The organism is Gardnerella bivia, assembly GCF_049262715.1.
In the GTDB taxonomy this organism is placed as follows: Bacteria; Actinomycetota; Actinomycetes; order Actinomycetales; family Bifidobacteriaceae; genus Bifidobacterium; species Bifidobacterium vaginale_A.
This window is the reverse complement of sequence record NZ_CP058399.1, coordinates 40,304-64,541: the sequence shown is the minus strand read 5'-3', so window position 1 is coordinate 64,541 and position 24,238 is coordinate 40,304. Positions and strand designations below refer to the sequence as shown.

The 24,238-nt window shown below is 41.9% G+C and carries 32 protein-coding genes; all 32 read left to right on the top strand.

Annotation, left to right across the window (positions count from 1 at the left end; genetic code table 11):
* Positions 1 to 64: 64 nt before the first annotated feature.
* The 32 genes from HXT27_RS00415 to HXT27_RS00260 all read left to right on the top strand — a co-directional run bounded on the left by HXT27_RS00415 (position 65) and on the right by HXT27_RS00260 (position 24,202).
* Positions 65 to 700: a virulence protein gene (locus HXT27_RS00415; protein WP_103043225.1), complete on the top strand. Its 636-nt coding sequence runs from the start codon at positions 65 to 67 to the stop codon at positions 698 to 700.
* Positions 697 to 927 carry a DUF4314 domain-containing protein gene (locus HXT27_RS00410; RefSeq protein WP_233186106.1) on the top strand — a complete coding sequence of 77 codons (231 nt, stop codon included), beginning with the start codon at positions 697 to 699 and terminating at the stop codon, positions 925 to 927. Before HXT27_RS00415 ends, HXT27_RS00410 begins: the two co-directional genes overlap by 4 nt.
* A gap of 105 nt (positions 928 to 1,032) precedes the next feature.
* Complete coding sequence (locus HXT27_RS00405; RefSeq protein ID WP_103043223.1) at positions 1,033 to 1,317, top strand: transcriptional regulator; 285 nt, start codon at positions 1,033 to 1,035, stop codon at positions 1,315 to 1,317.
* 134 nt (positions 1,318 to 1,451) lie between these two features.
* A complete protein-coding gene (locus HXT27_RS00400; RefSeq protein ID WP_004117088.1) occupies positions 1,452 to 1,676 on the top strand; it encodes a DUF7678 domain-containing protein in 225 nt (74 codons plus the stop codon).
* A 221-nt stretch (positions 1,677 to 1,897) separates the two neighbouring features.
* On the top strand, positions 1,898 to 2,185 hold the full coding sequence (locus tag HXT27_RS00395; RefSeq protein ID WP_103043222.1) for a DUF2089 family protein: 288 nt from the start codon (positions 1,898 to 1,900) through the stop codon (positions 2,183 to 2,185).
* Positions 2,178 to 2,450 (top strand): hypothetical protein, encoded by a 273-nt coding sequence (locus HXT27_RS00390; protein WP_103043221.1) that lies wholly within the window; start codon positions 2,178 to 2,180, stop codon positions 2,448 to 2,450. Before HXT27_RS00395 ends, HXT27_RS00390 begins: the two co-directional genes overlap by 8 nt.
* A 121-nt stretch (positions 2,451 to 2,571) precedes the next feature.
* On the top strand, positions 2,572 to 4,164 hold the full coding sequence (locus tag HXT27_RS00385) for a terminase large subunit (protein ID WP_422113159.1): 1,593 nt from the start codon (positions 2,572 to 2,574) through the stop codon (positions 4,162 to 4,164).
* A 9-nt stretch (positions 4,165 to 4,173) separates the two neighbouring features.
* Complete coding sequence (locus tag HXT27_RS00380; protein WP_103043220.1) at positions 4,174 to 5,472, top strand: phage portal protein; 1,299 nt, start codon at positions 4,174 to 4,176, stop codon at positions 5,470 to 5,472.
* Positions 5,420 to 6,154: a head maturation protease, ClpP-related gene (locus HXT27_RS00375; RefSeq protein ID WP_081264724.1), complete on the top strand. Its 735-nt coding sequence runs from the start codon at positions 5,420 to 5,422 to the stop codon at positions 6,152 to 6,154. The genes HXT27_RS00380 and HXT27_RS00375 overlap by 53 nt, the downstream gene beginning before the upstream one ends.
* Before the next feature lie 2 nt (positions 6,155 to 6,156).
* A complete protein-coding gene (locus tag HXT27_RS00370) occupies positions 6,157 to 7,341 on the top strand; it encodes a phage major capsid protein (protein WP_103043219.1) in 1,185 nt (394 codons plus the stop codon).
* A 19-nt stretch (positions 7,342 to 7,360) separates the two neighbouring features.
* Entirely contained in the window at positions 7,361 to 7,639 is a 279-nt protein-coding gene (locus HXT27_RS00365) for a head-tail connector protein (protein WP_103043218.1), read from the top strand.
* Complete coding sequence (locus HXT27_RS00360) at positions 7,640 to 7,972, top strand: phage head closure protein (RefSeq protein ID WP_103043217.1); 333 nt, start codon at positions 7,640 to 7,642, stop codon at positions 7,970 to 7,972. It begins immediately after the preceding gene.
* Positions 7,969 to 8,349, top strand: coding sequence for an HK97 gp10 family phage protein (locus HXT27_RS00355; RefSeq protein ID WP_020757774.1), 381 nt, complete (start codon positions 7,969 to 7,971; stop codon positions 8,347 to 8,349). Before HXT27_RS00360 ends, HXT27_RS00355 begins: the two co-directional genes overlap by 4 nt.
* On the top strand, positions 8,342 to 8,680 hold the full coding sequence (locus HXT27_RS00350) for a hypothetical protein (RefSeq protein ID WP_103043216.1): 339 nt from the start codon (positions 8,342 to 8,344) through the stop codon (positions 8,678 to 8,680). Before HXT27_RS00355 ends, HXT27_RS00350 begins: the two co-directional genes overlap by 8 nt.
* Positions 8,664 to 9,245 (top strand): major tail protein, encoded by a 582-nt coding sequence (locus tag HXT27_RS00345; RefSeq protein WP_103043215.1) that lies wholly within the window; start codon positions 8,664 to 8,666, stop codon positions 9,243 to 9,245. Before HXT27_RS00350 ends, HXT27_RS00345 begins: the two co-directional genes overlap by 17 nt.
* A gap of 14 nt (positions 9,246 to 9,259) precedes the next feature.
* Positions 9,260 to 9,625: a hypothetical protein gene (locus tag HXT27_RS00340; protein WP_103043214.1), complete on the top strand. Its 366-nt coding sequence runs from the start codon at positions 9,260 to 9,262 to the stop codon at positions 9,623 to 9,625.
* Between the two features lie 245 nt (positions 9,626 to 9,870).
* Entirely contained in the window at positions 9,871 to 12,696 is a 2,826-nt protein-coding gene (locus tag HXT27_RS00335) for a phage tail tape measure protein (protein ID WP_103043213.1), read from the top strand.
* Between the two features lie 11 nt (positions 12,697 to 12,707).
* Positions 12,708 to 13,370: a hypothetical protein gene (locus HXT27_RS00330; protein WP_233186103.1), complete on the top strand. Its 663-nt coding sequence runs from the start codon at positions 12,708 to 12,710 to the stop codon at positions 13,368 to 13,370.
* A 1-nt stretch (position 13,371) separates the two neighbouring features.
* Positions 13,372 to 16,203 (top strand): phage tail protein, encoded by a 2,832-nt coding sequence (locus HXT27_RS00325; protein ID WP_103043211.1) that lies wholly within the window; start codon positions 13,372 to 13,374, stop codon positions 16,201 to 16,203.
* 10 nt (positions 16,204 to 16,213) lie between these two features.
* The gene (locus HXT27_RS00320) at positions 16,214 to 16,426 is read left to right on the top strand and encodes a hypothetical protein (protein WP_231880187.1); all 213 of its coding nucleotides are present in this window, start codon (positions 16,214 to 16,216) and stop codon (positions 16,424 to 16,426) included.
* A complete protein-coding gene (locus tag HXT27_RS00315; protein WP_075523962.1) occupies positions 16,407 to 16,688 on the top strand; it encodes a toxin in 282 nt (93 codons plus the stop codon). The genes HXT27_RS00320 and HXT27_RS00315 overlap by 20 nt, the downstream gene beginning before the upstream one ends.
* 13 nt (positions 16,689 to 16,701) lie before the next feature.
* Complete coding sequence (locus HXT27_RS00310; RefSeq protein WP_064340490.1) at positions 16,702 to 16,998, top strand: hypothetical protein; 297 nt, start codon at positions 16,702 to 16,704, stop codon at positions 16,996 to 16,998.
* The gene (locus HXT27_RS00305; protein ID WP_020757763.1) at positions 16,998 to 17,210 is read left to right on the top strand and encodes a hypothetical protein; all 213 of its coding nucleotides are present in this window, start codon (positions 16,998 to 17,000) and stop codon (positions 17,208 to 17,210) included. The genes HXT27_RS00310 and HXT27_RS00305 overlap by 1 nt, the downstream gene beginning before the upstream one ends.
* Positions 17,211 to 17,224: 14 nt before the next feature.
* Positions 17,225 to 17,818 carry a hypothetical protein gene (locus HXT27_RS00300; RefSeq protein ID WP_064340489.1) on the top strand — a complete coding sequence of 198 codons (594 nt, stop codon included), beginning with the start codon at positions 17,225 to 17,227 and terminating at the stop codon, positions 17,816 to 17,818.
* 9 nt (positions 17,819 to 17,827) lie between these two features.
* Positions 17,828 to 18,391, top strand: coding sequence for a hypothetical protein (locus tag HXT27_RS00295; protein WP_233186102.1), 564 nt, complete (start codon positions 17,828 to 17,830; stop codon positions 18,389 to 18,391).
* A complete protein-coding gene (locus HXT27_RS00290) occupies positions 18,388 to 18,807 on the top strand; it encodes a phage holin family protein (RefSeq protein WP_064340487.1) in 420 nt (139 codons plus the stop codon). Before HXT27_RS00295 ends, HXT27_RS00290 begins: the two co-directional genes overlap by 4 nt.
* Positions 18,800 to 19,720 carry a GH25 family lysozyme gene (locus tag HXT27_RS00285; protein ID WP_103043209.1) on the top strand — a complete coding sequence of 307 codons (921 nt, stop codon included), beginning with the start codon at positions 18,800 to 18,802 and terminating at the stop codon, positions 19,718 to 19,720. The genes HXT27_RS00290 and HXT27_RS00285 overlap by 8 nt, the downstream gene beginning before the upstream one ends.
* Before the next feature lie 165 nt (positions 19,721 to 19,885).
* Entirely contained in the window at positions 19,886 to 20,071 is a 186-nt protein-coding gene (locus tag HXT27_RS00280; protein ID WP_020757758.1) for a hypothetical protein, read from the top strand.
* A gap of 2 nt (positions 20,072 to 20,073) precedes the next feature.
* The gene (locus HXT27_RS00275; protein ID WP_048730018.1) at positions 20,074 to 20,364 is read left to right on the top strand and encodes a hypothetical protein; all 291 of its coding nucleotides are present in this window, start codon (positions 20,074 to 20,076) and stop codon (positions 20,362 to 20,364) included.
* Entirely contained in the window at positions 20,357 to 21,487 is a 1,131-nt protein-coding gene (locus HXT27_RS00270) for a DUF2800 domain-containing protein (RefSeq protein ID WP_103043208.1), read from the top strand. The genes HXT27_RS00275 and HXT27_RS00270 overlap by 8 nt, the downstream gene beginning before the upstream one ends.
* Before the next feature lie 4 nt (positions 21,488 to 21,491).
* Positions 21,492 to 22,040 carry a DUF2815 family protein gene (locus tag HXT27_RS00265; protein ID WP_075523955.1) on the top strand — a complete coding sequence of 183 codons (549 nt, stop codon included), beginning with the start codon at positions 21,492 to 21,494 and terminating at the stop codon, positions 22,038 to 22,040.
* Positions 22,041 to 22,225: 185 nt separating this feature from the next.
* Complete coding sequence (locus HXT27_RS00260) at positions 22,226 to 24,202, top strand: DNA polymerase (protein ID WP_103043207.1); 1,977 nt, start codon at positions 22,226 to 22,228, stop codon at positions 24,200 to 24,202.
* The last annotated feature ends 36 nt before the right edge of the window (positions 24,203 to 24,238 follow it).

The window sequence follows — 24,238 nt, the reverse complement described above, 5'->3', positions numbered from 1 at the left end:
CTTGCTATAAACCTTCTTTAGAGTGATGTATATACACAAGGAAAAACCTAAAGGAGGTATTAAAATGAGCTTAGAATATGGTTTAAAAGGTTCTAAAAGAAAACCACTCATACAAGCAATAGAAAACTTAACAGGTCTTAAAGCCGCGTATCTTAAAACACCCAGCATGGCTTACAAGATAGGTCCTTTCACAGTTGATAAAACTGGGACAGTAACATCTACGGATGCTGAAGACCTAAAGGATCTAAAACAAATACTTGAGGGCGATTATGGTATAAGCCTTCCGGAAAACCTGAGTGAAAGCACACGCATGCTTACAGTCGAGTTTCCAAAAGATAAGCTGGATGTGACTAAGCTTAGAAAAATCATCAAAAACAAGGGTGATTTAATTAAAAAAGCACTCGATGTGACAAGTCTTGAAATAGAGGAAAACGATGAAACAGTTAGTTTTCCTTGGTTTAAAGATGTAAGCCAAGACCATATGGATACTTACATGAAGCTTGTTTCTGCTCTTTGCAAAATGAGCTTGGAAGTAAAACATGTGAATGAAACTAAGCATAAGCCGGTTAACGATAAGTATGCCTTCAGATGTTTTCTTCTTAGACTCGGGTTTATCGGAGATGAGTTTAAACAAGACAGGAAAATTCTGCTTTCCCATTTAGAAGGCTCATGTGCTTTTAGAAACGAAAGAGGTGAATGATGAGAGCATTAAGTAGAGAACAGGTTGAAAAGCTTAGAAAAACTTATCCTAAAGGTTGTTTGGTAGAGCTTATCTTAATGGATGATGTTCAGGCACTTCCTATCGGCACTAAAGGCAGAGTACGAGGTGTTGATGATATGGGTTCAATCATGGTTTCCTGGGAAACAGGAAGCGGGCTAAGCGTTGTTTATGGCGTGGATAAGTGCCGAAAAATTAGCGACTTGTAAGAACAATAATTAGTGGAAATATCAGCGGTTTTATCCCATTTATTGCTTGATAATATGTGCTTTTAGAGTGATATATAGTATCAGCAAAAGCAAAGGAGAAAACCTATGAAAAAAGAAACCTTACAAAGACTTACAAGCGAAGTTAAAGCCTGCAGACGCTACGCTCTAAACGCAATCAAAAAAGCTGAAGAAGGAAAAATTAGCTCGGCTATCAGCATGCTCGATATTGCACAAACAGCAAAAACCTGCGCTGAGCAGGCTCACGAGGAGCTTTGGAAGGTAAGCGAAGGAAAACTAACCAGTAAAGAATTCGAACTGTTTGCGGATGCTGAAACCTTGGACAAGGATATTCAAAAAGCCTACCAAGTGATTAAACAGGCAAGAAACTAAAAGAAGAATTGGCGAAAAACAAAGAAAAATCGTGGAATTACCTGCGATTTTTTCTCATTTATGACTTGCTATTATGTGCTTTTAGAGTGATATATAGTACTAGCAAAAAGCACAGACGCAAAGGAGAAAAAACCATGTGGGAACAAGATACGCTTAAAGTAGAAGATCAGGTTGTAAGCTACAGCATGAAGGTTTTTGAAGAGCCAAGCGAATATGGGATTAACCAGGGGCGAATTTCCAAGCTTACTTTGAAAAACAATAACAAGGTTATCGCAAACTACGATAGAGGCTGGGATATTATGCCAACAAGCAAGCTTGCAAACGAGGCTTTAGAAATGATCCTAGACGCTAGAAACTAAAAACCGAAGTTTTATTAAAAGTAGCAGGGCTTTTTAAGGCCCTGTTTCTCGTTAAGAAAGAAATGATGTGGGCGCTGAAGGCGTCTTTTTTTATGTTTGGGTTATTGTTGTGCGCTTTTCAAAATAATATTAAATTGAGAGTTGAATAAAGTTGAAAATAAAAGCTTATTATTGAATATTATTAGAAAATAGGTTATTATAAAAGAGAAAGGAGCGTGCTTATGAAGAATGATTGGATCTTTAATCTCGATGATAATGAAATAGCATTTATTAAGCAGTTCATTTTATCGTCTGGATCATTGAAGAGCATGGCTGACTATTATGATAGCTCCTACCACATAATCAGAAGTAATCTTAATCAGTTAATTGAAAAGGTAAAGCTTATGGAGGTGGATGAAGATCCGTACGTGAAGTTCATTAAGTCTTTAGCTTTGCAAGATAGATATGATTATGAAACTACGAAGAAACTGATTGATAAATACAATGAAAGGAGACAAGCAAATGAATAGAGAGTTATTGCTTCTATATTTAGTGATGGGCATTGTTTTAGCCGGGCTTGAAATTTACGTTGTTAAAAGCAGAAAAGCAAATAAATGGATTATACCTGGCGCAGTTTGGATTATTACGATTGCTGTATCCATCCCATTTTCAGTGAATTTTGGCGCTTTTTCTTCGTTATTGCAGGCTGTCGTTTTGGTAGGCTTTTATATCGAAGATTGGCTTCATAGAAGGAATAGTGAGGACGAAAAATTCAAAATAAAGAACTTAGGATGAAATATCATTCGAAAATTTATCTTGATAGTTTAAAGCGGTAAATCGGAAGGTTTACTGCTTTTTCTTTGAAAGGGCGCAAGTAAGCGTCTTTTTTTATGCCTAGAGAAAGGAGGAGCTTAAGTTGGAAAAATACGAGGTTACTAAGTTTAAAAAAGAAGATTCAACGTATAGTAAGGATTTAGCGGATTATGCCGTGAGTTTTATTGAATGTTTAACACACACGAAGGGAACGTGGGCTGGTAAGCCTTTTAAGCTCCTTGACTGGCAGGAGCAGATTATTAGGGACTTGTTTGGCGTGGTGAAACCGAATGGTTACCGTCAGTTTAATACTGCTTATATTGAAATACCTAAGAAAATGGGTAAAAGTGAGCTTGCCGCGGCAGTGGCACTGCTTTTATGCTGTGGGGATAATGAGGAGCGTGCGGAAGTTTATGGTTGTGCGGCGGACCGTCAGCAGGCAACAATCGTGTTTGACGTGGCGGCGGACATGGTTAGAATGTGTCCGGCTCTTAATCGTAGGGTTAAAATTTTAGCTTCGCAAAAACGTATTATTTTCCTACCAACTAACAGTTTCTACCAAGTGTTGTCGGCTGAAGCGTACTCTAAACACGGGTTTAACATTCACGGTGTCGTGTTTGATGAGCTTCACACGCAGCCAAACCGTAAACTTTTTGACGTGATGACTAAAGGCTCCGGGGACGCTCGCATGCAGCCACTGTATTTTCTGATTACCACAGCCGGTACGGATACGCATTCTATCTGCTATGAGACGCATCAGAAAGCAGTGGATATTCTCGAGGGTAGGAAAATTGATCCAACTTTTTACCCAGTGATTTATGGTGCAAAAGATTCGGATGATTGGACGGATCCTAAGGTGTGGAAGAAAGCTAATCCTTCTCTTGGGGTGACGGTTCAAATGGAGAAAGTTAAGGCTGCTTTCGAGTCAGCCCGGCAAAATCCTGGTGAAGAGAATGCTTTCCGTCAGCTTCGTCTTAACCAGTGGGTGAAACAGTCTATTCGTTGGATGCCGATGGAAAAGTGGGATGCTTGCGGTTTTCAGGTGAATGAGGAAGAACTAGAGGGCAGGGTCTGCTACGGGGGTCTTGACCTTTCAAGCACCACTGATCTTACGGCTTTTTCGCTTGTGTTTCCGCCTTTAGATGAGTCGGATAAGTTTCGTATCCTACCTTATTTTTGGGTGCCTGAAGAAACCTTGAGTTTGCGCGTGAAACGAGATCATGTGCCGTATGACGTGTGGGAAAAACAAGGGTTTATTAAGACCACGGAAGGAAACGTTGTTCACTATGGGTTTATTGAAAAATTCATCGAAACTTTAGGTGAACGTTTCAATATTCGTGAGATTGCTTTCGACCGTTGGGGCGCAGTGCAAATGGTGCAAAACCTTGAAAACATGGGGTTTACCGTGGTTCCGTTCGGACAGGGATTCAAGGATATGAGTCCGCCTACCAAGGAGCTTATGAAGCTTACACTCGAGCAGAAAATCGCACACGCAGGGAATCCGGTGCTTCGCTGGAACATGGATAACATTTTCATCCGCACAGATCCGGCAGGAAACATTAAGGCAGATAAGGAAAAATCAACCGAGAAAATCGACGGTGCTATAGCCACCATCATGGCACTTGACCGTGCTATAAGATGCGGTAACGCGAACACTCAAAGCGTGTATGACAATCGCGGGATTTTGTTTATGTAGGAGGTGACAATGAACATTTTTAGCAGACTATTTAAATCAAGAGATAAGCCTGAAAACAGGATGTTAGGCGGTGGTTATCGTTTCTTAATGGGTACGTCCTCGTCGGGTAAGAGGGTGAATGAGCGTTCGGCGATGCAGATGACGGCAGTTTACTCGTGTGTGCGTATCCTGTCTGAAGCGGTGGCGAGTCTGCCGCTTCACGTGTATGAGCGGACGAGTACGGGTACGGCTAAAGCGGTTAAACATCCTTTGTATAAGGTGCTTCATGATGAGCCGAATCTTGAAATGACAAGCTTCGTGTTTAGAGAAACTTTGATGACGCATCTATTGTTATGGGGTAATGCTTACGCGCAGATTATTCGAAACGGTAAAGGTGAGGTTTTAGGCTTATACCCTTTAATGCCTGATCGTATGAGAGTTGACCGGGATGAGAGTGGTCAAATTTTTTACGAGTATACGTTAAATGATAGTGATGTTTTAGCGGGTAAAGAAACGAGTGTGAAACTTAAACCTTTTGACGTGCTTCATATTCCCGGTCTTGGTTTTGACGGTCTTGTTGGCTATTCGCCTATTGCGATGGCAAAAAACGCTATCGGTATGGCGATAGCTACGGAAGAGTATGGTGCATCGTTTTTCGCTAACGGTGCTACACCAAGCGGCATCTTGGAATACCCCGGAACAGTAAAAGATCCTCAAAGTATGAGGGATAGTTGGAATAAGGGGTTCTCGGGTTCTAACTCGCATAAGATAGCGATTTTAGAGGAAGGCATGAAGTATACGCCTATTTCTATTTCGCCTAACGAAGCACAGTTTCTTGAAACTCGTAAGTTTCAGATTAACGAGATTGCTCGTATTTTTAGAGTCCCACCACACATGGTTGGTGATTTAGAAAAGTCGAGTTTTTCTAATATTGAGCAGCAGTCGTTGGAGTTTGTGAAATACACGCTTGATCCTTGGGTGGCACGGTTTGAACAGTCTATTACGAGACGGCTTTTTACTGATAAGGAGAAAGAAACCTATTATGTGAAGTTTAACGTGGATGGTCTTCTTCGAGGAGACTATCAGAGTCGTATGAATGGTTATGCTACCGCTCGTCAAAACGGTTGGATGAGCGCAAACGATATTAGACAGTTAGAAAACTTGGATAAGATTCCAGCCTGTGAAGGCGGTGACTTGTATTTGATTAACGGCAACATGCTCCCGCTTAACCGTGCAGGAGCGTTCGCAAACAGTAGCGGAAAGGAGGAAAAAGGTGATGAGGAAGTTTTGGCAGTGGAAAAACCAAAAGGAAAATCAGGAGTCAAATGAAATATTGGAGAGGACACTGTTTCTTAACGGTACGATTGCTGAAGAATCATGGTTTGATGATGATATTACACCACAACTTTTTAAAGACGAGTTAAACGCGGGTAGTGGGAATATTACCGTGTGGATTAACTCTCCAGGCGGCGATTGTGTGGCTGCGGCACAAATCTATAACATGCTCATGGATTACAAGGGTTGTGTGACGGTAAAGATTGACGGTATTGCAGCAAGTGCTGCCTCGGTGATTGCGATGGCTGGAACAAAGGTTTATATGAGCCCGGTGTCAATGCTTATGATCCATAATCCTATGACGGTTGCTTTTGGCAACAGAAACGAAATGGAAAAAGCAATATCAATGCTTGATGAGGTCAAAGAGTCCATTATTAACGCTTACGAGATTAAAACAGGGCTTAACCGTGTGAAACTCTCGCATTTAATGGATTCGGAAACGTGGATGGATGCTAACAAGGCGGTAGAACTCGGGTTCGCGGACGGTGTTTTAACTAGAGGTGAAACCACTGATATTGGCATACCACAGGTTTCAACATTGTATTCGAAAGCAAGCGTGCAAAACACGTTATTGGAAAAAATATCTAAAGCCTGCCGGATAAGCGGTAAGGAAACAAACAATATTAGTGCAGACGATCTTATGGATCGTCTTTTTTTAATCAAAAATTGGAGGTAAACATGATGAACACTATTTCAAACATGGTTGAGAAACGTAACAAGGCCTGGCAGGGTGCAAAAGCTTTCCTTGAGTCTAAACGTGACAAGGACGGGCTTATTTCAGAAGAAGACGCGAAAACCTATGATGAGATGGAAGCGAAAGTGAAAGCTTACAGTATGGAAATTGAACGCTTGGAACAGATGGAAAAAATGGATAAGGAGCTTTCAAAACCAACATCTGAGGCGATTGTTGCAAAACCTATGAAAACAGGTGTGAACCTTGAAAAACAAGGTCGTGCGCGTGACGAGTATAAGCAGGCAATGCTTACAGCTCTTAGAAGTAATTTTAAACGAGTCGATAACGTGTTGCAGGAAGGCGTGGACGCTGACGGCGGGTATCTTGTGCCGGAAGAATACGATAATCGTCTGATTGAAACGTTGAAAGAAGAAAACATTATGCGTGTTCTTGCCACCACTATTACTACTAGTGGAGAGCATAAGATTAATATTGCGATGAGCGATCCTGCGGCGGCTTGGATTGAAGAAGGCGCAAGCCTTAACTTTGGGGATTCCAAGTTCGCGCAAATCCTGCTTGACGCTCATAAGCTTCACGTTGCGGTAAAAGTTACTGAAGAACTCTTGCATGATAATGCATTTAATCTCGAGAATCATATTCTTACATCCTTCGGCATGGCGTTGGCTAACGCGGAGGAAGACGCTTTTCTTAACGGGGATGGTGTTGGAAAACCGACTGGTATTTTCAATAAGAAAGACGGTGGCACGTTCCTTAAAGAAACTGCCGGTATTAAAACTGATGATTTGATTGATCTTATTCACGCTTTGAGGCGACCATACCGTAAAAACGCGAGTTTTATTATGAACGATAAAACGGTCGCGAGCATACGAAAACTTAAAGACAATAACGGTGCGTACGTTTGGCAGCCTTCATACCAGGATGATGAGCCGAACAGGATTCTCGGATACCCGGTATACACGTCTGCTTACGCGCCTGAAAACATGGTGGCTTTTGGTGACTACTCGTACTACAACATTGGCGACCGTGGCTCACGCTCGTTTAAAGAGCTTACCGAGCTTTTCGCTGGAAACGACATGGTAGGTTTCGTTGCTAAAGAGCGTGTAGACGGCAAACTCGTGCTTAAAGAAGCAGTGCAGATTCTGCCTGTTAAAACAAGCGTAACAGCTTAAAAGTTAAGGAGGGGTGTTGATGATAGTTACAGTCGAGGAAGCCAAAAACTATCTTAGGGTGGATAGTCAAGAAGATGATGAGCTTATCAACACCCTTATTCGTTCTGCTGAAAAACTCTGCCAGGGAGTGGCTCGTAAAAACGATAGTAGTTTGATTAGTGAAAACTTTGATGAGTATAGGCTCGCAGTCTTATACGCTACAGGCTACTTGTATGAGCATCGGGAAGAAGCAGACCATCACGCGCTAACTCTCACTTTACGTTCGATGCTTTTTACTGTTAGAAAAACGGGGTTTTAAATGAGAATAAGTTTACTAAACGAGCGTATTATGCTGCTTAAAAACAGTGTAGAGGTTGATGAGGTTGGTAATCATAAGATTAAGTGGAGTAAATATTACGAGTGTTACGCTACGGTGAGTGCTGAAAGTCCATCTGAGCAGACTTCGGCGGGAAACGTGTGGGATGAGTCAAAAATAGATTTTACTATCCGCTATTCGAAAGAAACAGCCGTAGTCTCATCTCTTGGTTACAGGATTATTTTCCATGATACGGTTTATGAGATTTTAGGCGTTGACCACATGAATTATAAGAAGAAAAGCCTGAAACTTCACTGTAAGAGGTGTAAAAAGTGAGCAAAACAGGAGTAGATAATCTTTCAAACAGGATAATAAAAGAGCTTAAAACTTACGCGGATACTACGAGTGAGAAAGTAAAAGAAGCAGTTAAAAACGTGAGTAAAACCGTTAAAGAAGATATAGAAAACACTGCTCCGAAACACACAGGTAAGTATGCGAAAAGTTGGGCGGTGAAAACTGTTAAAGAAACAGAAAACGCTCTCACACTGGTAGTTCACTCAAAAAACAAGTATCAGCTTACACACTTGTTAGAGTACGGTCACGCTAAACGAGGCGGAGGACGCGTTGAGGCAAGAGCACACATTAAGCTTGCGGAAGAAAAAGCGGTTAAAAGTTTCGAAGAAAAAATAAGGGAGGCGATAGAACATGACTAAACTTTTAAACATTATGCAAGAGATAGGTTTTCCTTTTGCTTACCATCATTTTGCTGAAGGAGAATCACCTTCCCCACCGTTTCTTGTGTTTCTTACGCCTGCAAGCAGTAATTTCGCGGCAGACGGGAAAGCGTATTTTAAAGCAAACGAAGTTCATATTGAACTATACACAGATTATAAGAATCCTAAGGTGGAAGAAAAAGTTGAAGCCGTGCTTGATAGGCACGGCATTTTTTATAACAAAACAGAGACGTTCATAGAGTCGGAAAAGCTTTATGAAACACTCTACATTTTTGAAATGGAGGTAACAGAAAATGGGAAACAAGGTTAAATACAATCTTAAAAACGTGTACGCGGCAAAACTTAAAAAAGACGCAGGCGGAAGTTTTAACTATGATGCGCCTAAACCTATTCCGGGAGCTGTGAGCATAAGCCTTGATGCGGAAGGTGAATCCTCACCGTTTTACGCTGACGGGATTGTCTACTTCAGGTCGACTGCGAACAACGGTTACAGTGGCGACTTGGAAATGGCTCTTATACCTGAATGGTTTAGAACAGAAATATTAAAAGAAAAACTTGATAAAAACGGTGTGCTGGTAGAAAAAGCAACTACCGGTGAAGCGGAAAAGTTCGCGCTTCTTTTTGAGTTTGACGGTGATGTTAAAGCAATCCGCCACGTGCTTTATAACTGCTCGGCTTCCAGGCCTTCTATCGCTTCTGAAACTAAGGAAGACACGATAGAACCGGGTACTGAAACACTCTCGCTTACGGCTGATCCTAGAGAAGATGGGCTTGTGAAATCCCGTAGTGGAGATACGACATCTGATGAAATTTACGCTAACTGGTATAAGAGCGTGTACGTTCCTCAAAACACGACAGAGGCTAAGCCTAAGTAAAAGGAGTGGTGAACATGATTGAAAAAACAGTAAAAATCGGTGGCAAAGACGTGAAGTTTCGCTCCTCTGCCACTATTCCAAGACTGTATCGTATCAAATTCAAGCGTGATATTTTTCAGGATCTTTCCAAGCTAGAAAAATCGTATAAGGCTAAAAGCACCGGGTTTGAGATTGATGATCTGGAGATTTTTGAAAACGTAGCTTATATCATGGCTTACCATGCGGATAACACGATTCCTGAAACGATTGAAAAATGGCTCGATGAGTTTGAAATGTTTTCTATCTACGAGGTGCTGCCTGAAATTCTTGAGCTTTGGGGTGCGAATTTACAAACACAGGTTCAATCTAAAAAAAAGTTACGTCAACTACAAGAGAAATGACAACTGCGTTATTTCTTCTTAGATGCACAGAGATTGGGATAAGTATTTGTGAACTTGATCTTTTAACTATCGGCATGATTTTAGACATGTGGACGGAGAAAGCAAACGATAGTGTGAAATACGATAGGCTCGCAAGCCAGGCAGAATTCGACAGGTTCTAGACGAAAACCAAACATTCTTATCCCTGACGTTAAAATATCTATTTTTTTTCATACCTAAATTTAAGAGTAAAAGGAGGTGAAGTTATGGCAAACAGGATTAAAGGTATTACCGTTGAAATCGGTGGAGATACGACAGGCTTGGATAAAGCGTTAAAAGACGTGAATACGACTATCCGATCCACGCAAGCTCAGCTTCGTGACGTAAACAGGCTGTTAAAACTCGATCCGTCCAACGCTAAACTTTTAGCGCAAAAACAGCAGTTGTTGCAGCAGGAAATAGCAAACACTTCCGAGAAACTTAACGCTTTAAAACAGGCGGATAAGCAGGCTAAAGTACAGCTTGAAAACGGGGATCTCGGTAAAGACAAGTATGATGCTTTGCAGCGTGAGATTATTGAAACCGAGCAGAATCTTAAAAATTTAGAACAGCAGGCAAAGAAAGTCCCATCAGCGTTAGCAGTTTCTATGAAAGAAACCGGGGATAAAATTAAAAGTGTCGGTGAGAAAACAGCCCAAGTCGGCACAAGCTTATCCACGCATGTTACCGCACCAATTGTGGGGCTTGGAGCTGCGTCTTTAGCCGCGTTTAACGAAGTTGATGCTGGTATGGACACGATTGTTACTAAAACAGGCGCAACAGGAAAAGCACTGGAGGGTATGCAAGATAGTATGAAAAATCTTGCTACCAGTATTCCTACTGATTTTCAAACCGCTGGTGCTGCTATCGGCGAGGTGAACACCCGATTCGGTTTAACAGGTAAAAGCCTTGAAGACCTGTCAGGCAGGTTTATTAAATTTGCTCAAATTAACAACATGGACGTTTCCACGGCTGTTGATAACACGCAGAAAGTTGTGGCTGCTTTTGGGCTTAAAGCACAGGACGCCGGAGCTTTACTTGATACGATGAACGCTGTAGGTCAGCGTACCGGTGTCAGCATGGATACGCTTGCTAAAACCATGGTTACTAACAGTGCCTCCTTACAGCAGCTTGGGTTTAGCGCATCGGATGCCGCTAATTTCTTAGGCAATGTTGAAATGTCGGGCGCTGACACGTCACAGGTTATGACAGCTCTAACTAAAGCACTAGCTGCTGCTACAGCTAAAGGCACGCCTATGAAACAGGCTTTAGAAGATATTCAAAACAGTATGGTTAATGCGAAAAGCGACACTGAAGGTTTAAAAGTAGCTTATGAGCTGTTTGGTAAGCGTGCGGGCGCGGCTATTTATCAGGCGTGTAAAAACGGTTCACTGTCTTTTGCTGAGCTTGGTACTTCCCTTAAAGATAATGCCGGTAGCGTGGAGAAAACGTTTAACGAAACGCTTGATCCGATAGATAAGTTTAAGACTTCGATGAATAGTCTGAAAATCGTGGGAGCAGATCTTGGCAGTTCTCTTGCAACGGTTTTACAGCCTATGCTTGAAAAGTTCGCTTCCTGTATGAAGTCTTTAAGTGAAGCTTGGAGAGGATTGTCTCCGGGAATGAAGGATGCGATAGTAAAAATCACGCTTATTGCTGCAACAGTCGGGCCTGTGCTCATTGTGATCGGGAAAATTATTAGTGCTGTTGGAACAATAACTTCTGCTCTGGGAGGTCTTATCGGACTTCTTGGAGGAACAGCCACAGCCACTACTGCGGTAGGCGTGGCAGGAGGAGCAAGTGCTGCAGGAACAGCGGCGGCAGGGACAGCAGCAGGAACAGCGGCTGTAGGGTTTGGTGCGTTAAACGTTTCACTTCTTCCTATTATCGGTATTATTGCGGCGATTATTGCCGCGGTTGTGGCGATTATTGCGATTATTAAAAACTGGGGTGCTATAAGCGAATGGTTTAAAAACCTGTGGCAGGGTGTTTGCCAGAGCGTGAGCAGTATTTGGCAAAACATCTCGGAGTTTTTCCAAAACGTGTGGCAAGGCTTAGTTCAGGTTTTTACCGGCGTGTGGGATACGATTAAAAACGTGCTCACGGTAGCTCTCATGTTTATCGTAGAGCTTATAAAAGGCTATTTTTCGCTTATCACACTACCGTTTAGGTTTATTTGGGAAAACTGTAAAGACGTGATTATAGGCGCATGGGATGCGATTAAAACCACGGTAAGTAGTGTGCTTGAAGCCATAAACAGTGTAATAACAAGTGTTATGAACACGATTATGTCGTTTATAACAAGCGTGCTAAACACTATAAGCAGTGTGTTTACGAGCGTGTTCAATGCGATTTTAAGTGTTGTAACCTCTGTTTTTAACAGTATAAAATCGGTGGCTGAAACGATATGGAATGGAATTTGCAGTGTTATAACCAACGTGGTAAACACGGTTAAAAATACGGTTTCTACAGTGTTTAACGCAGTGGCAGGCGTTGTAAGCAACGTATTTAACGGTATTAAAAACACAGCCGTATCAATTTGGAACGGTATTAAAAACGCTATCATCACTCCGGTTGAAGCGGCGAAAAACAAGGTTAAGGCAGTAGTTGACGCTATAACAGGCTTTTTTGCAGGTATTAGACTTAGTCTTCCTCATATTAAACTGCCTCATTTTAGTATTAGAGGACACTTCTCACTCGCACCACCGTCTGTACCGTATCTTGCTATCGACTGGTATAAGAAGGCAATGGATAAGCCGATGCTGTTAAACGGGGCTACTATCTTCGGTGAGAAAAACGGGCATTTGCTTGGCGGCGGTGAAAAAGGTCCTGAGGTGATTATGGGGCTTGATACTTTGCAGAATATGAGCGCGGGAGCAAACACGCAAATGCTTAGTGTTATGAACCAGATTCTAGCGATTATGGACTCGTATTTCCCACAGTTTTCCAACCAGAGTATTGTGCTTGACTCAGGCGAGCTTGTGGGCGGTATTGCAAACAAGATGGATAGTGAGCTTTTTAAGCTTCAAACAAGAAAAACAAGGGGGTGGTAAAAGTGTATGGCATGACAATAAACGGGTTGCATAGTTTTAAGGATTTAGGCTTAGTTCCAACACTTAAGCCACATGTTAATCTACCATCCCCAAGGTTTAGCTATCTGGAAGTACCCGGAAGATTGGGAAGTTTTGATCTTACAGAAAGCTTAGCGGGTGAAGTTTTATACGAAATGCGTGAAGGCAGTTTTGAATTTATTGTCGCAGATAAAGGCGTGTGGCAGAAAGCTTACGAGAGGCTTAAACGTGATGTTCACGGGCTTAAAACAACACTTGTGCTGGACGCCGAATCTTCCTTTTACTATCAGGGTCGAGTGTGGGTAAGTGATTTTAAATCTGATAAAAACTATGAAACGATTACGCTTAACTACAGGCTAAACCCTTATAAGCACAGTGTTTTGGACATGGAAACAGGTGGCGTGTACACGTTAAAAAACGTGCAGGTTAAAGACGGGAAAGAAATCAGGCTTACCCGTGATTTTGATATGACGCTTATACCTGAATTTACTAATAAAACACTAAACACAATAAGCGTTGATTTTAAAGGAAAAACCTACAGTCTAAAACAAGGCGTATCTCGTTTCCCTGAACTTAGAACACGCGAAAATAATATGACGCTTACGTTTCAAGGCACAGGCACACTTGATATTTCCTACCTAAGGGGGTGGTTATAAATTGTACAGAATAACTCTTGATGAAACAGCCTTGTATTATCCGGGCGACACTAAGAATGTTCTTCTTGACGCGACGCTTAACGTGGAGCTTAACACTGCAGGCACGCTCGTGTTTACCTGCCCGAAAGAAAATCCCTGCTATGAGAAGTTTTTTAACAGAAAATCAGTAGTGAGCGTGTATCGCGATGAGAAAGAAATTTTTACCGGAGAGGTAAGAGAACAGGAGAAAGACTTAAACCAAAACAAGAAAGTAGTGTGCGCAGGTCTTTTAACGTATCTTGCAGACAGTATTCAGCCGCAGAAAGAATACCATGATCATACACCTTACCAACTGTTGGAAAAATTCCTAAACATTCATAATGAGCAGGTGGATGATAGGAAGAAGATTCATATCGGAAAAGTCAGCGTGACAGATCCCAATAATTCCCTGTACAGGTTCACCAATTTTGAAACCACGCTTGAAGCAATTATGGGAAAAATGATTGATAAGCTGGGCGGATACTTAAAGCTAAGACGAGAAAAAGACGGGCTTTACCTTGATTATCTTCGCTTGGAAGAAATGGGTAAAATGGCGAAGCAATCGGTTGAGTTCGGGTTGAACCTGCTTGATTATACTGAAAACTTATCGGCAGAAGATGTTTCTACAGCACTTATCCCTTTAGGTAAAGAACTGGAAAGCGAGAACAGCAAAAACGAGGTTCTTAAAAAATACACGGATATTACAAGCGTTAATAATGGGAAAAATTATCTTGTTTCCACTCAGGCAAAGAGCGCGTTTGGTTGGGTTTGTAAAGTCGTTAGATGGGATGATGTCGCTGTTCCTGAAAACCTGTTACGTAAAGCCTCTCTTTGGCTTAAAGATAATCAGTTCGAACAGACAGAGCTTAACTTAAGCGCGGTTGACTTATCCGAGTTTGACCTTGATTTTGAAACTATTGAATGTGGAGACAGAGTTAGGTGCATAGCATCGCCTTTTGGCATGGATCGGGTATTTCCCGTGATGAGACAGTCTATTCCATTGCAAAAACCCGGTGAGATGAAAATCGTCCTGGGCAGTCAAACCAGACGAAGCTACGTGCAAAGCTCGCATGATAGTGTGCAAAGCCTGCGTGAAGAAAATCTTGCAACAAGAAAAATAGACAACGAGCGTGTGCAAAGTGAAATCAACAATATTAAAGCACAGATGAACATCACCTCAGGCGGTTACAAGGTAACAGAATATGATGATTCAGGCAGGTGGCTAAGAGACCTTTATATGGATACGCCTGATAAGAATACTGCTACAAAAGTATTACAGGTTAATATGAACGGGATTGGCGGAAGCCATAACGGTTTTGCAGGACCTTATAATACGGCGATTACTTTAGACGGGCGTGTTTACGGAGATAGAATTATCGGGCATTCGATTGATGCTGAGAAACTTTCAGTTTCTTACACTTCTCAGGTGGAAAAGCAGATTAGTAACGCAAAACAGGAAGCTATTTCTGATAGTGATGAGAAGCTTAAAAGCTACTATACGATAAACGAGGTTAACACCAAGTTTTCTGTAACGGATCGAAAGATTGAATCAAGTGTTGAAACAGTTAATCAAAAACTGGAGCAGAAAAACGGTAACTATTACGGCACGTATACTCCCTACTCTTCTAATGCTCCGGCTAACTCATGGACAAGCAGAAGTGAGAAGTTAAACCACGTGGGAGATTTTTTCTTCGACACTCAAACAGGCTACGCCTACAGGTATCGGGTTAAAAGAGACTGTTTAGAGATTAAGTTTAACAGTAATTGCCGTACGGAAAGCGCAAACTATGATTGGGTGGAAGTTTTCTATGAGTCTGAGGGTAAGATTCACGTTTTACCGAAACTCGGCGGTGCTGACATTGCAAATAAAAGCATCTTTGTGCCAAGCAGTACGTTTTGGCTTTATTTTAGAAGCGATGGCTCAAGCCATGATTATTACGGTTTTAAGATTGATGCGATAAGAAAAAGCAGTTCAAGGCAAGAAGTTCAAGATAGTTTAGCGGTTTTACCTAACGATGCCGGAAACATAATAGAACTGTCAGGCAGCAACTATCCTGAGTCGGAGCATGATCCGTATCAGGATAATACGAGAAAACTCTGGCGGTATACGTCAAACGAGAGTCTTGACAGCTATCTGGAGTTTGACTGGGTTAGAGTCAGCGATAAAGACATTCAGGCGGCCAAAGATACAGCTGACAGAGCTATATCTAAAGTTTCTATTGTTGAAGACTCGATTACTTCCATGGTGAAAAAAGGTGAGTTCGGTTCGTTTATGCGGCAAAACTACAACAGTTTTCTGATTGGATTTAACGAGTCAAGCAACTATGTTCAAATCACTGCAGGACAAATAGGTCTTTACAACGGGACGATTGACCAGTATCACAAGCGTGCGGTCTTTGATGAAAGCGGTAACCGTTTCTATCGTGAAGGCTCATATATCGGCATGATCGGCACGAACCATAAACGTTACGTTGAAGAGTGTAAGGGACTTGAGTTCGATTTGAGTTATGAGGGTCAATACATGGCTTTCGCACAACAAAAATCATCAAATCATGACGAGCTTAATACGATGCTTTGTTTTTCACGCTCAAACGGTATGTATAACGAGTACGGCTTGCATTTAGGCTGCAACTTTTATGCCCACGGTTTCAAGATTATAAACCCGCAGTGGGAAGGAGGATTTGGAACTACGGCAACCATTCATTATGTGCAGGTACTTGATGTGGATGAGTACGGCAAAGTAAGAAGATGGGGTGAAAACGGACGCATGGTATTTAAAAACGGTATCCTCATGGACTTGACTTTCTACAACTAAGGAGATGAATATGGCAGAACTTATTATTAACACAAACGAAGTTGTGATAAACGAAGGTACTAAAAACAGTGACATAAAAGTCGCTAAAACTGCTGATGAGAGTATGGAAATAGAGCAGTTTATCAGCAACAGTAAGTACGCAAAGATGATAGAAGACATCAATCGCAAACTGGATATTCTAATCGAGGAAAAGGAGGTGGAAGATGGAAAAGCCGACCATTAACTATGCGATAGCTACACAAAAGTTTAGAGCGAAGTTAAGCGATGAGATAGTGTCTTTACAAAAAAGTATCCCTATCCCGACCTACATGGTTGAAGGCATAATCGCGTCAATTTTAGCTGACATACGCTCGGCTCTGATAGCTGAAAACACGATGGAACATGTTGCTTTTAGTGAGGAAAACACAAAGTATTACGAAGAACAGTTAGAAAAACTAAACGAGGAAATCCTAAAACTTAAAGCAGAAAAAGAAGAAAAACCATAAGGAGGAAAGCCTTATGTATAGAGGAACAACACCTACAAACGTGTTCAGGACAGATGTGGATTTAGAAAACGCATCTGTCCTTTTTGTTAGCTATAAGCAAAACGGAAAAGTTGTTTTAGAAAAAAGCTTAGAGGATGTGAGTATTAAAAAGACGCTTGTAACAGTAAATCTCACGCAGAAAGAAACACTTTTGTTTCAAGACGGTATTGTCACGATTCAAATCAGAGCCAAGTTTCCCGACAACACGGCTATCGCTTCAAATCTGATACGAACAACAGCTGAAGAAATAGTAAAGGACGGTGAGATTTAATGGCAGAACTACAGGCAAGTTTTAAACACAATACAGATATGAGCGCATCTTTTGAAAGCATCATAAAAGTAACAGGCGAAGAAACAACGGATTACAACAGGCTTACTAACCTGCCGAAAATTAACCAAGTAAAGCTTATAGGCAATAAAACGCTTTTAGAGCTGGGACTTTGCTCTATCAGCAATATTGAACTCGAAGAATTACTTAAATAAGGAAGGAAATTATTATGCAAACTAAATTTTTAGATAACAACGGACTTTTATACGTTTGGAAGAAAATCAAGGAAAGCTTTGTGAAAAAAGAAGAGCTGACAAAAGCTTTGGAAACAGTGCCGAAGAAAGTTGCGGATTTAAGTGATGCGGCAAACTATGCACAAGTATCTTCAGTGCCAACCAAGGTGGAAAACCTGACAGATGCGTCAGAATACGCGAAGAAAACCGACATTGTGACAAACGTAGAAAATCTTCAAGGCATTGACGCGTATGCGAAAACAAGTGCACTACCGACAAAAGTAGAACAGCTGGAAGACGCAGCGAATTATGTGAAAAAGACAGACCTTACTGAAGAGGTAAAGCATCTTGTCGGCAACATTCAATCAATTGATTTTAAGGTGGTTGATAGCCTGCCTCAGACAGGTGATAAGGCAACAATCTATCTTATAAGCGATAACAAGGGCGAAAACGATGCGTATGATGAGTACATTTATGTAAACGACAGGTTTGAAAAAATCGGTACAACATCAGTTGATTTAAGCGACTATGTGAAAAAAGAAGATGTTAAAAGTATCAGCAATGAAGAAATCGATGCACTGTTTGTGTAGGTGAAGCTTATGGCAGACAAGTTTTTAGGCAAAGAAGGTTTACTTAGGCTGATAGAAAAACTGAAAGAAAAATTTGCCACACTGGACAGTCCTGCTTTTACGGGAAAACCGACTGTTCAAACACCAACCTATATACCGGACACCAGAGGAAAAGAAATCGTTAACCGTGAATACGTGGATTTCGTAACAAAGCTGCTGATACATCAGGAAATGCCTAAGCTCCCCAAGCAGTTCAAATGGGTTATTACACCTGATTCTTGGCAGGAAGTACTAGATGGTTATGTGTATGGCTTTTTTTACGAAAAATATTACAAGCCACATAAAGAACAGTACTCCAACAATGCGCAGGAACAGAATGTAGCACTTGATATAAAAATCGACTTTGAAAGACTTCCGTCTATGAGGTTTTATGGCATGGGAGATATTAAGGAGGTTTGCAAACTAACTATGGCAATCGGCAGTGATTGGCGGATTTACTGTTATGGGGATAAACCTTCAAACGAAATACCGGTAATTATTACATTTATGCAGGTAGAAGATGTAACTGATCTTATTAAGGAGGCGGTAGAATGAAAGAATTTTGGAATACACTACAGTTGGCTTTCACAGTAGTAGGCGGCTGGCTGGGATACTTTTTAGGCGGGTGCGATGGTTTAATCCTCGCACTTCTTTTATTTGTGGTAACCGATTACATCACAGGCGTGATGTGTGCGGCGATTGATAAAAAGCTCTCAAGTAGCGTGGGTTTTAAGGGCATCTTTAGAAAGGTGCTCATTTTTATGCTTGTTGGCATAGCAAACATTATAGATTTTCAGGTTATTAAGCAAGGAAGCGTGATTAGAACCGCGGTAATTTTCTTCTACCTATCTAACGAAGGACTTTCACTCATTGAAAACGCGGCTCACCTGGGGCTTCCCGTGCCTGAGAAATTAAAAAACGTTTTAGAACAATTACACGACAAAGACAGAAAGGACAATACTCATGAGTAAAAAAGGAATAGACGTATCAGTATGGCAGGGTGACATTGATTTCAACGCGGTGAAAGCATCCGGCGTTGAGTTTGTGATCATTCGAGCAGGATACGGTATCGGATGCAAAGACAAGTGGTTTGAGGAAAACTATCGTAAAGCAAAAACAGCCGGTCTTGATGTGGGAGCTTACTGGTATTCGTACGCAAGCTCTGCAGGTGAGGCGGATTTAGAGGCTCAAAGCTGCGTGAACATACTTTCAGGTAAGAGTTTTGAGTATCCTGTTTACTTTGATTTGGAAGAAAAAAGCCAGCTTAACCGTGGACGGGATTTTTGTGATTCTTTGATTACAAGTTTTTGTAACAAGCTGGAAGCTTGCGGATATTATGCAGGTTTTTACACTTCGCTTTCAGTAGCTAATAACCTTGTGTCTTCTCATGTTAGAGACCGTTACGCTTTGTGGATCGCACAGTGGAACACGCACTGTAGCTATCAAGGTTCGTATGGTCTTTGGCAATACTCGTCAAGTGGCAGTGTTAACGGGATAGCCGGAAGAGTTGACATGGATTATGCTTACGTTGATTATCCAAGCGTGATAAAAAACGCTGGGTTAAACGGGTATCAAAACGGTGGCTCTTACACTGCTCCTCAAACATCAAGCATTGATGAAGTGGCAAGAGAAGTTATTAACGGTGATTGGGGTAATGGAAATGAGCGTAAAAACCGTTTAACTTCTGCCGGATACGATTATACGAGCGTGCAAAATAAAGTTAATGAACTTCTTGGTGTTAAAGCCTATAGAAAGTCGGTTGATGAGCTTGCACGTGAAGTAATCCGAGGCACGTGGGGTAACGGCAACACACGAAAACAGCGTCTAACTCAAGCAGGATATGATTATAATGCAGTACAAAAACGAGTAAACGAACTCTTGTAAAACAGTTTGAAACACTTATAAAGCCCGAGGCTTGTTCCTACATTGGAGCAATCCTCGGGCTTTTTTTATTTTTGAAAACTTTTTTTAGAAAAACCGTCAGATTATCACCTTTCCCAAGGCTACCCCATAGAAGGGCACAAAGTCCTTTTAGAAAGGAGGCGGCACATGAAACAAAAACTTGTCGTAAGTGTTTCAAAAAAGCCTAAAGAAGATGGGCTTGCAAGTTGTAAACCTATCGGGCTGAGAGAAAAAATCATCCGATTCTTCCTCGGAAAGAAAGAAGACATCATGGTCTTTATTCCAAGTAACAGAATCGATGAAGTTGTGGTTCAAAACAAGAAAGGTGAATAAGAATGAACGAAAACACGGTAAAAAAGATAATTGGCGATCTTGAATCACTGATTTGTCACCTGAAAGAGATCGAAGGTGAAACAACACATAAGACGTCACCAAAACAAGTACCTGAAACTAAAAAGGTAAGTCTTGAACAGGTGCGAGCAGTTTTAGCAAAGCTTAGCCAGCTGGGAAAGACAGCTGAGGTTAAAAAACTCATCGTAAAACATGGTGCGCAAAAGCTCTCGGATATTCCTGAAAGCGAGTATGAGAGCCTATTGCATGAAGCGGAGGGAATTAAAGGTGACTAAGCATGCTTTACTTTCCCCATCTTCTGCTCACAGGTGGATTAAGTGTACTCCGAGTGCTGTTTTAGAAGAAAAGTTTGAAAACACTACTTCTATGGCAGCTGAGGAAGGAACGGCGGCACACGCGTGGTGTGAGTACAAGCTGAATAAGCTTCTTAACCGTCCGTGCGAAAAACCGTCAACAGAGTATGACTCAAACGAGATGCAGGAATGCTCGGATGCTTACGTGGATTTCGTAATAGAAAAATACGAGCAGGCAAAACTTAACTGTCAAGATCCTATCCTTCTCATCGAGCAAAAAGTTGATTTTTCAGCTTACGTGCCGGACGGGTTTGGAACAGCGGACTGCATTATTGTAGGCGAAAAAACGCTGCAGGTTATCGACTTTAAGTACGGTCAAGGCGTACTGGTGGACGCTTACGAGAATCCGCAGATGAAATGCTACGCACTCGGGGCTTTAACGCTTTTTGACAGCTTGTACGAGATACAAAACGTTGAGATGAGTATTTTTCAGCCAAGACGTGACAACGTATCCACTTTCACGCTACCTGTCACGGATCTTATCTCTTGGGCTGAAAAAGTGCTTAAACCTAAAGCAGAGCTTGCTAACAAAGGCAAAGGCGAATTTGAAGCCGGTGACTGGTGCAGGTTTTGCAGGGCAAAAGCCACGTGCCGTAAACGGGCGGAAGAAAACCTTAAACTCGCAGAACTTGAGTTCAAAGAGCCATCTGTTTTAACAGATAGTGAGATTGAAGAAGTGCTCACGCTTATACCTAAGCTCACGAAATGGGCTGATGATGTTTTAGCGTATGCCACAGATTCCGCTATAAACCACGGTAAAGAGTGGTCTGGTTTCAAGCTCGTGGAAGGACGTTCAGTTCGTAAGTTTAAGGATGAGACAGCGGTTATTGAAAAAGCGAAAGCTCATGGCTTTACCGACATTTTCAAAACTAGTCTTATCGGTTTAACGGAAATGCAAAAGCTGATGGGCAAGAAAAAATTTGAGGATATTCTGGGCGACCTCATTATCAAACCGTCCGGAAAACTTACGCTCGTACCGGACTCGGATAAGCGGGCAAAAGTTAATGTTTCAAACGCAAATAACGAATTCAAAAAGGAGAATTAGTACTATGTCTAAATTAAATAACACGAAGGTTATCACCGGTAAGAACACGCGTCTTTCTTATTTCAACGGTTGGGAGCCAAAGTCTATTAATGGCGGTCCTGAAAAATATAGTGTTTCACTGCTTATTCCTAAAGATGATGTTGAAACAGTAAATGCTATTGAGAAAGCTATTGATGCTGCTATTGAGGAAGGTGTCGGCAAGTTCGGCGGTAAGAAACCAAACAAGGCTGCTCTTAAAACACCACTCAGGGACGGAGATATTGAGCGTGATGATGAAGCGTATAAAGGACACTATTTCATCAACGCGAACTCAACCACGGCTCCGCAGATTGTAGACAAGCAGGTAAAACCAATCATGGACCGCAGTGAAGTGTATTCAGGCTGCTATGCGAGGGTTTCCATCAACTTCTACGCTTTTAACTCTAACGGTAATAAGGGAGTTGCTTGCGGTCTTGGCAATATTCAAAAAATTCGAGACGGTGAGCCACTCGGCGGACGTAGCCTCGCAACCGATGATTTTACGACTTTAGAAGATGATGACTTTCTAGCATAAGGAGCATGTGAAGATGATTAGCTGGTTTGTTGGAATATTTGCTGGCGTATTGCTTCTTGATTTCGTGGTAAGAAAACTTGTCAGTCTTTATATCGAAGTCAAAAACATGCTGAACAGAAAGTAAGAAAGTCAAGGAGGTGGCGGGTTTTCTGTCACCTCTTTTATTAACTTGGAGGTGATGTAATTTGGAAAATTTGAGTGTGGATTTGGAGACGTTTTCCTCCGTTGACCTTAAAAAATGTGGTGTGTACAAGTACGCAGAATCGGATGATTTTGAGATACTGCTCTTTGGCTACAGTGTGGACGGTAGTGAAGTTAAAGTCGTTGATTTAGCACAAGGTGAAACCATACCCGAGGTTGTGCTTTCCGCTTTAACAGATGAAACAGTAACCAAGTGGGCGTTTAACGCTCAGTTTGAAAGAGTCTGCTTATCACGCTACCTGCGAGATAAAGGCATCAATGTTAACCCTAGTCAGACAGTGAAAAGTGAAAGCTTGTTTTTAAACCCAAGCTCCTGGCATTGCACAATGATCTGGTCAGCCACCCTGGGGCTTCCCATGTCTTTGGAAAGCGTGGGAGCAGTATTGGGGCTTGATAAGCAGAAACTCACTGAGGGTAAGAATCTTATTAAATATTTCTGCCTGCCGTGTAATCCTACGAAAGTAAACGGTGGAAGAACAAGAAACAAGTATTTTCACGATAAGGAAAAGTGGGAGCTGTTTAAATCGTATAACAAGCGTGATGTGGAAGTTGAGATGAGTATTCAAGAAAAGATCTCACGCTTTCCCGTGCCAGACTTTTTATGGCAGGAGTTTTATCTCGACCAAGAGATTAACGACCGTGGGATAGAAATAGATCCTCTTTTCGTTGAGTCAGCCATAAGACTCGACCAGGAGGTGAAAACGCATCTCATGGATGAGCTTAAGCATATTACCGGTTTAGAAAACCCGAACTCCGTGTTACAAATGCGCTCTTGGCTTAAAGAGCATGGTCTTGAAATGGAGTCGCTTGGTAAAAAAGAAGTCGCTAAAGAGCTTAAAACAGTGGGTAAAGAGTTGGCGGAAGTTTTACGGCTTCGCCAGCAGCTTGCTAAATCCTCGGTGAAAAAGTATACGGCGATGAAAAACGCTGCCTGCATGGATTATCGGGAGCGTGGCATGTTTCGCTTCTATGGTGCAAACCGTACCGGAAGGTTCGCGGGAAGGCTCGTTCAATTACAAAACCTACCACAAAACCATCTGCCTGATCTAGCTGAGGCTAGAAGTCTTGTTAAACAGGGAAATGTTGAAGCGTTGGAAATGCTTTATGAGGATATTCCGGATACTTTATCCCAGCTTATCCGCACTGCTTTTATTCCACGCACGGGATTTAAGTTTATTGTCGCAGACTTTTCAGCAATCGAAGCGAGAGTCTTGGCTTGGCTTGCGGGTGAAAAATGGCGTATGCAAGTATTCGAGGAAGGCAAAGACATCTACTGCTCGTCAGCCTCTCAAATGTTTGGCGTACCTGTTGAAAAGCACGGAGTAAACGGGCACCTGCGGCAGAAAGGTAAGATTGCGGAACTTGCTCTTGGATATGGCGGCTCTGTTGGAGCGTTAAAAGCCATGGGAGCACTCGACATGGGTCTTAACGAGGATGAGCTGCAGCCACTTGTTGATGCGTGGAGATCATCTAATCCGATGGTGACTACACTGTGGTGGGATGTGGACAGAGCGGTAAAACAGTGTGTACACGAACACGTATCTGTTCGAACACACAATATAGTGTTCACTTACAAGAGTGGGTTTCTTATCATCAAACTGCCGTCTAAAAGATGCCTTTACTATGTGAAACCACGTGTGGAAGAAAACAAGTATGGTGGCGAATCGGTCACCTATGAGGGTGTGGGATCTACTAAAAAATGGGAGCGGCTGGAAAGCTACGGGCCTAAATTCGTGGAAAACATTACGCAAGCTATAGCTCGTGACATTCTACTTTACGCCATGCAAACGCTGAAAGAATATCGCATCGTTGCTCACGTGCATGATGAAGCCATTATCGAAACCGATAAAAGCGTGAGTGTTCAAAGCGTGTGTGAGCTAATGGGAAGAACACCACCTTGGGCAGAAGGACTTTTTTTACGAGCTGACGGCTACGAGTGCGATTTTTACAAAAAAGATTAAAAAACCGTCAGATTTTATTCTTTCCCAAGGCTACCT